Below are 13,337 nucleotides of genomic sequence, written 5' to 3'. Positions count from 1 at the left end.
TGGCAATCATTGTTGTAAGTTCATCTTTTAATTCATTAGCTCTTAGTTCTCCCTGTTCAGGTTCTGATTTTCTGTAATGCCAAACCAGAGAATAGTTTTTTTCTTCGATAAACGAGCCAGGAGTTCTATCAACAAAAGTTTCCAGACTTGGTCGGATACTTGGTTTCCATGTGTCATTTGCATTGGCAAGCATTTTCCATTCTTTGCCATATTTTTTAATCCAAACTCCATGTTCAACAATAAGGTTAATCTTATGACCTTCGAACCATGTTTCTAAACTTTTTCTGTCTCGTCCGCTAATAATTGTAATTATATTTTTCGGATCTTCTTCAAGTTTATATAGCAAGTCATGAAGTTCTTCATCGGGTTTGGCATCATTAGGATTCTTTTTAAAGCCTGTTAAAGTGCCGTCGTAGTCTAGAAAAATCGATCTTTTTTCAGCCGAATTGTATTCGCTTTTAATTTTTTCTAAGATCTTGGAATTTATTTTTTTAGCGTAGAATGAAAGTTGTACATTCTCTACTTTTTTTAATGATTTTACAAACTCACTTGCCCATTTAAAAACATCGTATCGTTTAATTCTATCTTGCAGATAGATCATACGTTCTCTTTGTTCATCCAAAGGCATGGTTAATGCCTGATAAATGCTATCGGCAATTTCGCCAGTATTGTTTGGATTAATCATTAAGGCTTCGCCCATTTCTTTGGAAACGCCTGCCATCTCGCTAAGAATAATAACGCCGGTTCTATTTGTTCTTGATGCTACGTATTCTTTGGCTACCAAATTCATACCATCGCGAACTGGAGTTACCAAAGCAACATCACATGAGCTGTACAATTCTATAAGGTTATCGAATGGTAATGATCGGTAAAAATACCATACGGGTGTGTAGTTAATATTTCCAAACCGACCATTTACATTTCCCACTAATTCATCAACTTCCTTTTTAAGATTAATGTAATGTTCAACTGTTCCCCGCGAAGGTACAGCCAACATAATCAGAGTTACTTTTCCGATAAATTCGGGATATTCCTCTAAAAATTTAGCAAAAGCCAGAAGTCGATTTGGTATTCCTTTCGAATAATCTAATCGATCGATGGAAAGTACTAGTTTTCGTTCAGGAGAAACCAGGAAGTATTTTTCTAATTCCCGATGAAGTTTTGATTTTTCTTGTAAAGGGCGTTGAAAAGTCTGGGTTGCTGCTTCGCGAAATTTATCGTAATCTATTCCCATAGGGAATGCATCTACAATAATAATTCTGTCTTCAATGTGTATTTCATTAAATGAGATTTCGTATCCCATTAATCTGCGAACACAGCTGCAAAAGTGTCTTTGATAATCAAAAGTATGAAAGCCGATTAAATCTGCTCCCAGCATACCCTGAATTAATTCTTTTCTCCATGGGAGAATGCGAAAAACTTCGAAAGATGGGAATGGAATATGAAGAAAAAAGCCTACTGTAACACCGGGCTTTTGTGATTTTATCATCTCCGGAACTAGCAATAATTGGTAATCATGAATCCAGATGGTATCTCCTTCTTCAAGTGTTTCTAATGCTTTGTCAGCAAATTTTTGGTTAACGCTAACAAAAGCATCCCATAATTCTGGTTCGTAATCGATGTATTGAGCGAAATAGTGAAATAAAGGCCATATTGTTCTGTTGCTAAAGCCATCGTAGTAAAGGTCAATCTCCTCTTTCGATAAGTGTACCGATACACAATCTTCTCCTTCTAGTTTTTGTTCAATGTTTTCTTTTAACTCATCATTTAATTCATCGCTAGGCAAACCCGGCCAGCCAATCCATTTGCCATTATATTCTTTATACACAGATTTTAATCCTGTAGCTAGGCCTCCAACGCTAGGAATAAGTTGGATATCTTTATTTTGTATGTTAATACTTACAGGAAGTCTGTTTGATACGATGTGAATTCTACTCATAAAATGTGCTTTTATATTTTGGCAGTAATGCTATTAATATTGGTATAATTTATTTATTTTTCCATTTAATTATCACAAAGGCTAGTGAAATTCAATATTTTATTGAATTTAGTTGTTGGTTTTTTTTGCTCTTGTAATGGTTCAAATGTATAGTTGTCTTTGTGTTATGTGTTTTATATCTGTTATTAACAGTTCTGTTGTAATAGTATTTTTATAGGTTAAGCTCTAAAATAGTGATTTTTTATGAATAATTTAAATTATGGGATAATAGGAAATTGCCGTAGTGCGGCTTTAATTTCTGAGAATGGGTCTTTAGATTGGGTATGCTTACCTCAATTTGATTCTTCTTCCGCTTTTGCAAAAATTCTGGATAAAGAAAAAGGAGGTAGTTTTGAAATTATTCCTGAAAATCTCTTGGAAGTTAAGCAAGAATATCGGCCTAAAACCAATATACTTAAAACCAGATTTGAATGTGTTGATGGTGTTTTTGAGGTATTGGATTTCATGCCACGATATCTGACTGAGGATAATCATTATTATGCGCCACCAGATATTGTTAGGTTTTTTAGATTGGTTTATGGAAAACCAACTTTTAGGATCAAGTATGATCCGCAATTGGATTATGCACGAAATGAGACTAAAAATTTTATTTCGAAAGAAGGATATATTAAATCTTGTACAACCGCTGGGAATTACGATTCTCTTTATCTGTATTCTAGTTTTGCGAATAATGATATATTGGAGAACGAATTGATACGTTTAGAGAAAAATGAATTCTGTGTGATTAGTTATGACCAGAAGTTATTGGATCAGAATATAGAGAGAGTTTATCTGAAATTACAAAGAACAAAAACGTATTGGTTAAATTGGAGTGAGAAAACTAAGGTTTTACCCGAGTATAACGAACAGGTAACAAGAAGTGCTCTGGTGTTAAAGTTGCTTAGTTATCAGAAAAGTGGAGCAGTTTTGGCTGCCTTAACTACATCTTTACCCGAAACAATTGGCGAGGTTCGTAATTGGGATTACCGTTTTTGTTGGATACGGGATGGTTCAATGGTAGTTAAAATTTTAACTCAGCTAGGACATTATAATGTAGCAAAAAGATACTTGAAGTTTATTATGGACATTATACCTGAGAAGAATGAGAAGATTCAGATAATGTATGGTATCAATGGAGAAAAGAAGCTTTCGGAATATGAATTAGATCACCTTTCGGGATATGGAGGTTCTAAACCAGTTAGAGTAGGGAATGCAGCTTATAAGCAAAAGCAGAATGATATTTATGGAATTTTATTAGATCTTATTCATCAGCATTTTGAAATTTTTGAGAACTCTCTGGAGCATAGTGAGGAATTGTGGACTATTGTTCGAAGTATTGTAAAGGTGGTTGAAGAGAACTGGAAAAAACCTGATCGTGGAATTTGGGAGATTCGCGGAAAAAGTTTGCATTTTACTTTTAGTAAAGTTATGTGCTGGGTTGCTTTTGATAGGGCTGTTAAAATAGCTTCTTTGTTGCAACAAGAATACTATGTTGGGAAGTGGACAGTACTTCGTCATCAGGTAAAAGATAATATTCTTAAAAAAGCATGGAGTAAAGATAAACAGGCTTTTACACAATATTATGGTTCGGAAGATATGGATGCTTCTGTTTTATTAATGGAAACTTATGGATTTATCGAAGCCAGTGATCCTAAGTATAAATCAACAGTATTAACCATTCAAAAAGAGTTGGAGCATGATGGTTTGATGTATCGATATAAAAATCAGGATGACTTTGGAACCCCTAAGTCGGCTTTTACCATTTGTTCGTTTTGGATGATTAATAGCTTATTTAAAATTGGTAAAAAGAAAGAGGCTAAACAGAAATTTGATAAATTGTTAAGCTATTCGAATCATCTTGGATTATTTGCCGAAGATATAGATTTTGCGACTAAGCGAATGCTTGGAAACTTTCCTCAGGCATACTCGCATTTGGCTATTGTAGAAACAGCTTTGAACTTTTCAGGTAGTAAGTTTGATGATGAGGATTTATTGTTAGAACAGTTGAATAGTTAGCTTTACAGTTTTGTAAAAAAGAAAAGGTGCAACTCAATTTTGAGCTGCACCTTTTTTTTATCAGTTAATTGGGGAATTACTTCACCAATAATTTTCCTTTATAAATTTTTTCGCCAGAAAGGTTAATAATATGAACTCCTGGTTTTAATTGTTCGCGATTGATAATCACATTATTGTTTGTGATATTTTCTATTATTCGAACAACCTTACCACTTGCATCAATTACTACCAAACGATATTTTTGATTGCTTTGATTTGGGAATTGAACATTAGTTTTATCAACCATAGGATTAGGATAGATAAGAAGTTTTTCAACTTTTGAATCCAATAAGTTATCATCAATAGCTGTTGCTCCGGCATCGTATCCTACTAATGCTTTAATTGCCAAAGAAACTGTAGGGTTATCTTCGAAAATTTCATTATAACCATACCATTTGCTGTCGTAATGCATATATGCAGTATTGGTTCTTGTATCGTCGGCCTCTAAAGGTAGGTGAGCTACTGCAAAAGTATCAACAGGTGTTGTGTAATTTAACTCATACCCAACAAAGAAGTCTTTGTCGACAGCAACAGAAAAATCAAGATCAATAATATTAAATTCCAGTTCGGTAAGTTCCGAGTAGGGTACTACTTGTGAGTATACCTCTTCACCAGGTTCTGTGCTTCCATTCCAAATTTTTATGGTAACACTAGGATCGCCCGAGTTAGACTGCATTACAGATGGAAAAATATGAACTTGTTTTACCGAATTTAAATTGGGGTTAACAATTGTGAATTTTTCAGCATACTGATCTATTCCCAAATTTGTATGTCCGGTAACAGGACCTTCATTATCTCCTCCGAAAGTTGCCTGAACTAAATTATCCTGATTTTCTTCTGAGATATTGTACAGTAGATTATCATCAAAATCATCTTTATCAACAATAGTAATGTATCCTGTTTTTGTTTTTGTATCACTGTAGGTATCATCACTAATGGTAAGACTTACGTCGTATGTGCCAGCCGAACTATATGTTACAACAGGATTTTCTTCGGTAGAAGTTTCAGGGGTTCCTCCCGGAAAACTCCAGCTCCAGGTCGTTGGAGTTCCTGCAGATTTATCGCTAAAAGTAATTTCGGTATCAATGTTAACTTCGGTTGCACTTGCTGTAAAGTCGGCTTCAATTGATTTAACAACAACTGCTGCATTTATTGATTGAGTGTTTTCTCCATTGGAATTTGTAACTTTTAAACTTACATTATAAATACCAGGAGTGCTATAGGTAATGTCAGATGGATGCTTTTCTGTTGAACTTTCAGGAACTGCACCTTCAAATGTCCATTCATAAGCAGTAATTCCATCACCGAAGGATCTGTTCATAAAATCCATTTTGTCTCCAGCTATAATTGTATCCTGTGTTAAACCAATAAGAGCAACTGGTGCAGCTGAGCTATAATCTGCATTTGCTGTAAATATACCATTACCGTGAGTTGCAGCAGCAATAAAACCATCTCTACGTGTTTTAATCATATCAACAATAGTAGTTCCTATTTTATCGGCAGCTTGTTGCGACCAAGTGGTTGAAGAACCATTTAACTTATCTGTACTGTATAATCCTGTACTTGTTCCTGCATAATAGGTTGTATCTGTTGGCGAAACCATTACTGCGACAGATCGAACTGATGGTCCATTTCCAAAATCTGATCCATCTTCAAGGTTTCCACTTACTGCTTCCCAGGAAGATCCGCCATCTTTCGAATAAAAAATACTTTCCACTTTGTAATTCGAGAAACAAACTATTATTTCATCGGCGTTTAGAGGATTTACATCTATGGAGCTTACATTCGCATCGTCTGGCATATCGGAACCAGTAATATCAGTTACTTTTGCCCATTGCGAATGAGAGTTTTCCATTTTATAAACTTTACCGGTAGTAGTTCCATAGTATAATATGTGAGCTGGATATACCGATGATTCAAGGTATGATACTGTTCCTGCGACTTTAGATATTTCTAATTTTTCCCAGTTGACTGTTGCTGATTCTGACTGGAATTTAGGAATATCAAAAATATTAGTATTACGCCATACATATTGTCCTGCTGCGTAGTACATTATTTCACTATTGTTTGCATCAGTAATAAAAGGGTTAATAAATAGCTGTCCATCAGCACCTTCAGGATCCACTCTAGTGTAAAAATACTCAACATCATCATAGGATTTGTTGTTTTCCAGATATACTGTTCCGTTTTGAGATGAGGATAAACGATGTACACCTTGATCTAAAATACTACAGTAACTACCATCTCCAGAGCCATAATAATTCCAGTCAGAATTAGCCGAAGAACTTGTAGCCAACCAGCTTCCGTTATCTTGGAAACCAGATATCATATATTCATTGTCGGTTTTGTCGTGATCAATAGCTACAGTATATGCCTGAGTGGTTAAATAACTATTGTTTAAAGATGTCCAGTCTACAGGTTTATTGTCTTCTCCAATTCCTGAATCTTTTGTTTGCTTAAAGTTCGATGTAATACTTAAACCACCATCATGTCCGCAAACAAGTGTGCTATTATCAATAAAAGCTAAGGAATGAACATCGGGGTGATGATTGTCGTATTGACTGACATTATTTTCTGTAGCATAACCACCAATCCAATAGGTATTTGATTCATTATCAACTCCATCACTTAAAGGAGTAGCCGCAGTTGCAAAAGCATCGTCAGATCTGTAAAGATTGGTTCCTCCGATAAAAACCATGTTTTCATCATCGGGTGCAACTTTTATAACCATATTATATGATCCCTGGGAATCGTAACCGTTAACATCACGATCTCCATCGCCACCTTCTGGTAGATTTTGAGATCTGTCTAGCCATGTATAATCGCTTGCTGAAGTATAGCTTAACTTCCAGAAACTATGTCCTTGTAGCCCCGATCCGGTAGTTTGAGCCAATAAGTATACAATATCCTTAGTTGTATTGCTAGGAGCATTAGCCAATACTATTCTTCTATAACTTGCAGGAAAGTTTGTTGGTGTAATTATTTCCCATGTGGCATCGGTTTCAGGACCTTTTCTCCAGATTCCTTCATTCTGGTTTCCGCCGGTACTAACAGAGGCATATTTTACACCTGCCGGAGTACAAATAATATCTGTAATAGAAGAATAATTTTGGTCATCAGATTCTAAGCTTGAATCTACAGTATTAATTTCCATTGTCCAGGAATCTCCGCCGTCTTTAGAAACATAAATTCCACCATAAGTTGCAACATATACATCTCCATTGTTAGGATCTACACATATATTCCAGCAGATATCAAATAACTTGTCAAAAGATGAAAAAGTATCTGAACTTGTAGCTGTTAATTTGGTCCAGCTATCTCCGTTATCGGTTGATTTAAAGACTCCGTTTCCAGCATAGAATGCACCTTTGGCATCGGCCGAACCAATATATTCACCAGTAGTGTAGTACCATGTAGATGTATGGCCTTCTCTTGGATCTTGAGCAATAGCAGTAACACTTGGATGTTGATCTAATTTGGTAGTTCTGGTCCAAGACACACCTTGATTTAAAGATTTCCACATACCACCAGTTGTACCACCAGCTAAAATTATATTGCTATCATTAATGTCAACAGCTAATGCTCTGGTTCTACCGCCAACATTTCTTGGACCACTATTAGTGAAGCTAAGTCCGCCGGCTTTTAGTCGGTTTTGTAGTTTTGAAGATCCTGAAAGTACATAACTTCTTTCTAGTTCTTGAATGTTTTTAGGAACCGATCCTGTTAAAGGATTTTTTAGTCTTCCTATTTCATATTTTCTTCTTGCTAAAGGATCATCTGCAACTTTCGGTTTACCTGAGTTTTTATCAGCAATTTTAGATAGTTTTCGTCTATTTAAAGTTTGATTGGTAAGATCTTGATATGTTTTTTCGGAGATAACAATGTTTTTAACATTTAGTTTCTCTCCTTTTTTTGCCGTAAACCCCTTGTTTTGTGCAGATACAGAGCATGTAGCAATAAGTATAGCCAGTATGCTTATAAAATTTTTCATTGTGTTTCGTCTTAATTCAAATCTCGTAATAAATACAAGATACGATTAGTTTAAATGGTAAAAAAACGCCTTAAATATAGGGGGAATTATAAAGACTTCAAGGTATTCATACAGAAGTCGGATGTAAAATCAAAGGCTGAATAAAATAATTATTATTGTAATGTAATTATTTTAAGTCTTGTAATTCAAATGTACTTGATTGATTCATTTTTTTTATAGACAAGATGATGCAAGATAATGTTTTTGTATTGTCTATTTTTTCGGATTGTTCTTTTGATATACGAATCTTAATAACTTGATTTTTTTGGATTACTTCATTAAATCCAGCTCCATAACCATTTAATTTATCGACATTACCTTTTAACCAAAGTTGATTGTCTTCTGAAATTACTTCATATTCAGAGATAAGGAGAGAACAAGTTCCTGGAGCAAATTGTTTGTCGAGAGTAAGTTCTTTTTCCTGTTTAGGGGATAGGGAAGAAGTGCTTTTCTCATTTACTTTTTTAGGTGGAGCACACCCGAAGCACAGCAATAGCAGTACTGCAATGGGTAAAAATTTTTTCATGCGGTTTGTGATTTTAGTTAGTTGCGCACAAGTTATGAAAAAATGTTTAACATACTTATGATTTATAAAAAAAAATGCCTCCTTAATAAGGGAGGCATTCATATTATTCTGTATTCTATTGATTTTATTTGTGTTGCAAAATCCAGTTTTTTGCATTGACAAAGGCTTCAATCCATGGAGAAACTTCGTCTTTTGCACGATTATCTTCATAGTAAGCCCAGTTCCAAGGATAAGTTGCACGCTCAAGGTGAGGCATCATAGCTAAATGACGACCATCTTTTGAGGCAATTGCAGCTGTTGCAAAAGGCGATCCATTTGGATTTGCAGGATACTCGTTATAGCAATATTTCATAGAAATTTGATATTCTTCTTCAGCGTAAGGAAGTTCAAATTTACCTTCCCCGTGAGCAACCCAAATTCCTAATTTAGATCCTGATAAAGACGAAAGCATTACCGAATTGTTTTCTGGAACCTCAACGCATACAAAACCCGATTCGAATTTGTGAGAATCGTTGTGTAATAATTTAGGATGTTTTTCGTGTTCCGGATAGATTAAACCCAATTCTGAAATAAGCTGACAACCGTTACATACTCCTAAACTTAAGGTATCAGGTCTTGCATAGAAATTATCTAATGCAGCTTTGGCCTTTTCATTGTATAAGAAAGCTCCGGCCCAACCTTTTGCCGACCCAAGTACATCAGAATTAGAGAAACCACCTACAAAAACGATCATGTTAATATCGCTTAAATCCTCACGACCAGCAATTAAATCGGTCATGTGAATATCTTTTACGTCCATTCCGGCAAGGTGCATCATCCAGGCCATTTCCCGGTCTCCATTTACTCCTTTTTCACGAATAATAGCTGCCTTAGCACCTGATTTTTCTTTTCTTTTCGGATCAATTCCATATTGCTCAAACTTACCAGTAAAGTTTTCTGGGAACGAGTAGGTAAGTTCATTCTTTTTGTAAGTTTCGAATCTTTCTAAAGCTAAATCGGCACCCGATTGGTTACGATCTAATAAATAAGATGTTTTGTACCAAAGGTCTCTAAGTGTAGCAATATCGAAATTAAACGATTCTGTGTCTTTTACTAATTTTAAACAGCCAGCTTTCGAGGGAGATCCAATTACATGGTATTTTAATCCTTTTATATTAAGTGTTGTTTTAACCGATTTAAGATCTTTAACCTGGAAAATTACTCCAGGGTTTTCACTGAAAAGAACTTTAATTAAATCTTTTTCTTCTATGCTGCTAAGATCAATGTCTGCTCCTAATTTATTGTTGGCAAAACACATTTCCAGTAAAGCAGTAATCATACCTCCCGCAGAAATATCATGACCTGCTAAAACTTTTCCTTCCAGAATTAAACTTTGAAGCGTTTCAAAAGCAGTTACAAAATAGTCTGAGTCTTTAACATCAGGAGTTTGCTTTCCAAGTTTATTTATAATTTGGGCAAAGCTACTTCCTCCCAACTGGAAATCATCTTTAGAGAAATCAAGATAAATTAAATGAGAATCCTGATCATTTTTCATGACTGGAGAAATCATTTTATTGATATCTACAATTTCACCAACGGTCGAAATAATAACAGTTCCAGGAGAATAAACAACATCATCTTTACCATATTTTTGAGTCATGGAAAGAGAATCTTTACCAGTAGGAATATTGATTCCTAATTTAATTGCGAAATCACTAATCGATTCAACAGCTTTGTACAGGCGAGCATCTTCACCTTCGTTTTTGCATGGCCACATCCAGTTAGCCGAAAGAGAAATTCCTTTCAAGCCTTGTTCTATTGGAGCCCATACCATATTGGTTAAGGATTCGGCAATAGATAAGCGACTGCCATTTTCAGAATCAACCAAAGCAGCTACAGGGGTATGTCCAATTGATGTTGCAATTCCTTTTTCGCCCTGAAAATCGATTGCTACAGCTCCTAAGTTGTTTAAAGGTAACTGAAGAGGACCAGCACATTGTTGCATTGCAATTTTTCCTGTTACCGATCGGTCTACTTTATTTGTTAGCCAATCTTTACAGGCAACAGATTCTATTTGAAGAACACTTTCCAAGTATTCTTCTAATTTATTGGTATCGTATTCAACAGCCTCGAATGCTTCCGAAACAGTTTTATCGTTCATTATTGTTTTTGGGGGTTTACCAAACATTTCGGATAATCCTAAATCGATAGGATTTTTCCCTGTTTTTTTATCTTCAAAGGTAAACATCATATCACCAGTTGTCTCTCCAATTTGGTAGATAGGGGCACGTTCTCTTTCAGCAATTCTGGTTAAAAGATTAACATGCTTTTCGTCGATAACCAATCCCATTCTTTCCTGCGATTCGTTTCCTACAATTTCTTTGGCCGATAAAGTTGGATCTCCAACGGGAAGTGCATTTAAATCTATTTTTCCTCCGGTTTCTTCAACCAATTCAGAAAGACAATTTAAGTGGCCTCCTGCACCATGGTCATGAATCGAAATAATAGGATTTTCATCGGCCTCGGCCATTGCTCTAATGGCATTGCAAACTCTTTTTTGCATTTCAGGATTCGATCGTTGAACTGCATTTAGCTCAATTGAATTTGTGAATTCTCCTGTTGCAACAGACGATACAGCTCCGCCTCCCATTCCAATGCGGTAATTATCTCCACCTAAAAGAACAACTTTATCTCCTTTTTCAGGAACATCTTTTTGTGCCTGATCTAATTTTCCATAACCAATACCACCGGCTTGCATAATTACTTTATCGTAGCCATACTTTTTATTGTTTTCGAAATGCTCAAAAGTAAGTACTGAACCAACAATTAATGGTTGTCCAAATTTGTTACCAAAATCCGAAGCTCCATTTGAGGCTTTAATCAAAATCTCCTCAGGAGTTTGGTATAGCCATTCTCTTGCGTCAGTAGCATTCTCCCACTTGCGCGATGCTTCTAATCTTGGGTAGGAAGTCATGTAAACAGCAGTTCCTGCCATTGGAACCGAAGCTTTTCCTCCTGCAATACGATCTCGAATTTCTCCACCAGTACCAGTTGCTGCTCCGTTAAAAGGTTCTACTGTAGTTGGAAAATTATGCGTTTCAGCTTTAAGGGAAATTACTGTATCAATATCTTTGGTAGTAAAGAAATCAGCTTTGTCGTGGGTTGCCGGTGCAAACTGTTCTGCTTTGGGTCCCCCTAAGAAAGCGCAATTATCTTTGTAAGCAGATACGATTCTATTGTGATTTTCTTTTGAGGTTTTTTTGATGAGCTGAAAAAGAGAAGCTTCTTTTTCCACACCATCTATAATAAAAGTACCATTGAAAATTTTATGGCGGCAGTGTTCCGAATTTACTTGTGAAAATCCGAATACTTCAGAGTCTGTAAGTTTTCTACCTATTTTTTTTGCAACACCTTCTAAATAGGATACTTCATTGGCGCTTAAAGCAAGACCTTCCTTTTTGTTGTACTCTTCAATATTCTCAATATATATAATAGGATCGGGTTGTTTTTCAATGGTGTAAACTTCCTGATCGAGTTTTGTATACAATGCCTGAAGCATTGGATCATATTCTGGTGTGTCTGACTTTGCAGTAAAGAATTGCTCTATTCTAAAAATGCCTGAAATACCCATGTTTTGGGTGATTTCAACAGCATTAGTACTCCATGGTGTAATCATTTCTTTTCTAGGTCCTACGAATATTCCCTCTATTGTTTTTTTATTAACAATAGATGCATTTCCAAATAACCAGGAAAGTTTGTCAAGATCAAAACCTGTTAGTTGGCTTTTAGCTTGAACAGCAAAATGTACTTCGTCTTTTTTGAAGAATACTATCATTTTAACGTCAACTTAAAAATTTATAAAAATGGTTGAATGTTGCTTTAAAGTGCAAATATAAACAAAAGACTTTCAATTCAAGGAGGAAAATGAGTTCGTAATATCGCTATATTTATAATATTTTTAAATTAACAGGAATTAAGGTGTTTATAATGTTTAATTTTTCTGTTGAATTTACCCTGTTTGAACTAGATTGAGGTTTAAAAAAACACCAAAAACATGTTGCGTAATAGTAAAAAAAGTTTCTCTTTTTTTGAAAAAGCAGTTTCCTTTGATCTCATATTCGAAAGGTGGTATTTTTATGCAAAGGTTTTCGTAGATTTGGGGTTTGAAATTAAATAGAAAATTAAATTTAGATTCCATTTTGTTAATAACATGCTAATAATGAATGGCTTGTGCTTAAATAGTGTGTTGAAGAACAATTTTTGTAGTGTTAAAGATCATTGATTGAGATTTTTCGAATCTATACATTTGTCAATTATTAATTATTAAAAAAATAAAAGATTATGAAACCGTCACATATTGAACATATCGGTATCGCTGTGAAAAGTTTAGAAGAAGCAATTCCATTTTACGAAAAAGTATTAGGATTGGAATGCTATGCAGTTGAAGAGGTTGTAGATCAAAAAGTAAAGACAGCTTTTTTTAAAGTTGGGGATACTAAAATTGAGTTGTTGGAATCGACTGATCCAGAAGGACCAATTGGTAAATTTGTTGCTAAAACAGGTGGTGGAATGCATCACATGGCATTTGCCGTTGATGATGTTCAGGAAGCATTGAACGATGTTCAGGAGGCAGGTTGTCAGGTTATTGATAAAACTCCACGTAATGGTGCGGAAGGTTTGAAAATTGGGTTTTTACATCCAAAATCAACACAAAGAGTACTAACAGAAATTTGTGGAGATAAATAAGAAAAACTCAATAGTTAAATAAC

The 13,337-nt window shown here is 35.1% G+C and carries 6 protein-coding genes; 2 read left to right on the top strand and 4 right to left on the bottom strand.

The window, feature by feature from the left end; all coding sequences use genetic code 11:
• A partial coding sequence (locus ACT3CE_RS17985) for a bifunctional alpha,alpha-trehalose-phosphate synthase (UDP-forming)/trehalose-phosphatase (RefSeq protein ID WP_444711149.1) occupies positions 1–1,939 on the bottom strand: 1,939 nt, incomplete at its 3' end.
• 243 nt (positions 1,940–2,182) lie between these two features.
• Between ACT3CE_RS17985 and ACT3CE_RS17980 the strand changes: the two genes are divergently transcribed.
• On the top strand, positions 2,183–3,994 hold the full coding sequence (locus tag ACT3CE_RS17980) for a glycoside hydrolase family 15 protein (RefSeq protein ID WP_444711148.1): 1,812 nt from the start codon (positions 2,183–2,185) through the stop codon (positions 3,992–3,994).
• Between the two features lie 76 nt (positions 3,995–4,070).
• On the opposite strand, the gene ACT3CE_RS17975 is transcribed toward ACT3CE_RS17980, so the two are convergent.
• The 3 genes from ACT3CE_RS17975 to purL form a co-directional block, all read right to left on the bottom strand.
• Positions 4,071–8,024, bottom strand: a complete 3,954-nt coding sequence (locus ACT3CE_RS17975; RefSeq protein ID WP_444711147.1) for a PKD domain-containing protein — start codon at positions 8,022–8,024, stop codon at positions 4,071–4,073.
• A gap of 166 nt (positions 8,025–8,190) precedes the next feature.
• On the bottom strand, positions 8,191–8,589 hold the full coding sequence (locus tag ACT3CE_RS17970; protein WP_444711146.1) for a hypothetical protein: 399 nt from the start codon (positions 8,587–8,589) through the stop codon (positions 8,191–8,193).
• A gap of 124 nt (positions 8,590–8,713) precedes the next feature.
• Positions 8,714–12,403: a phosphoribosylformylglycinamidine synthase gene (gene purL / locus ACT3CE_RS17965; protein ID WP_444711145.1), complete on the bottom strand. Its 3,690-nt coding sequence runs from the start codon at positions 12,401–12,403 to the stop codon at positions 8,714–8,716.
• 506 nt (positions 12,404–12,909) lie between these two features.
• Between purL and mce the strand changes: the two genes are divergently transcribed.
• Positions 12,910–13,314, top strand: coding sequence for a methylmalonyl-CoA epimerase (gene mce, locus ACT3CE_RS17960; RefSeq protein WP_444711144.1), 405 nt, complete (start codon positions 12,910–12,912; stop codon positions 13,312–13,314).
• The last annotated feature ends 23 nt before the right edge of the window (positions 13,315–13,337 follow it).

Source organism: Marinifilum sp. RC60d5 (assembly GCF_052400665.1).
In the GTDB taxonomy this organism is placed as follows: domain Bacteria; phylum Bacteroidota; class Bacteroidia; order Bacteroidales; family Marinifilaceae; genus JBQTGK01.
The sequence above is the reverse complement of the archived record's forward strand: the minus strand, read 5'-3'. Positions and strand labels throughout refer to the sequence as shown.

Bases quoted from the DNA above. Each gene is read 5' to 3' on its own strand.
- purL (WP_444711145.1), bottom strand. From the start codon at position 12,403: ATGATAGTATTCTTCAAAAAAGACGAAGTACATTTTGCTGTTCAAGCT.
- mce (WP_444711144.1), top strand. From the start codon at position 12,910: ATGAAACCGTCACATATTGAACATATCGGTATCGCTGTGAAAAGTTTA.
- ACT3CE_RS17970 (WP_444711146.1), bottom strand. From the start codon at position 8,589: ATGAAAAAATTTTTACCCATTGCAGTACTGCTATTGCTGTGCTTCGGG.
- ACT3CE_RS17980 (WP_444711148.1), top strand. From the start codon at position 2,183: ATGAATAATTTAAATTATGGGATAATAGGAAATTGCCGTAGTGCGGCT.
- ACT3CE_RS17975 (WP_444711147.1), bottom strand. From the start codon at position 8,024: ATGAAAAATTTTATAAGCATACTGGCTATACTTATTGCTACATGCTCT.